Raw genomic sequence first — 749 nt, 5'->3', positions numbered from 1 at the left:
GACCCGGTGCACCGGTACGAACCACGTGCAGCAGAATCCCTTCGCTTCCCGAGTCGTAGTTCAGCGGCAGGACTGCGATTACCGCGACGACCACCAGCACATAGAGAAGGCATGCGATGCCGAGTCCGGACAGCATCGTTTTCGGGAAGATCTTCTGTGGCTCCTTGGTCTCTTCGACCATGTTGACGGAGTCCTCGAAACCGACCATGGCAAAGAATGCGATCGTGGTCGCGATCGTGACGGCAATGAAGATTCCCTTGTCGTTCTGGTCCTCGAACACGACGAGATTCGCGATGTCGCCTTCTGCACTCCCCTGCCCGACCGCAACGAACCCGATGACGATGACAATCGCCAGGGCCGTCATTTCGACGGCGGTCAGCACGACGTTGAACTTCACCGATTCGCCGACACCTCGTAGGTTGATCGCGGCGAGAAGACCCATGAAGAGCACGGCGACGACGAGTTGAGAGGTGGAGCCAGTCGGGACGTCGAACCATCCGAGACCGTCTGCGTCACTGAATGTTTCGTGAAGTCCAGCGAGTAGATTCCCGGCGACGACGTTGGAGGACGTCGCCGCACTGGTAATACCCGAACAGATCACGGCGAACGCGACGATGAAGGTCGCGAAGTGGATGCCGAACGCCTTCTGGGTGTACAGCGCCGCCCCTGCCGCTTGCGGATACTTCGTCACGAGTTCGAGGTACGAGAACGCCGTCAGCGTGGCCACGACGAACGCAAGAACGAACGGT

1 protein-coding gene is annotated in these 749 nt (G+C 59.4%); it reads right to left on the bottom strand.

Annotated features, from left to right (window positions below; translation table 11 throughout):
* A partial coding sequence (locus A2J03_RS27640) for an APC family permease (RefSeq protein ID WP_156520625.1) occupies positions 1-749 on the bottom strand: 749 nt, incomplete at both ends.

The organism is Rhodococcus sp. EPR-157 (assembly GCF_001647195.1).
GTDB lineage: Bacteria > Actinomycetota > Actinomycetes > Mycobacteriales > Mycobacteriaceae > Rhodococcoides.
This window is presented reverse-complemented; position numbering and strand designations above follow the sequence as displayed.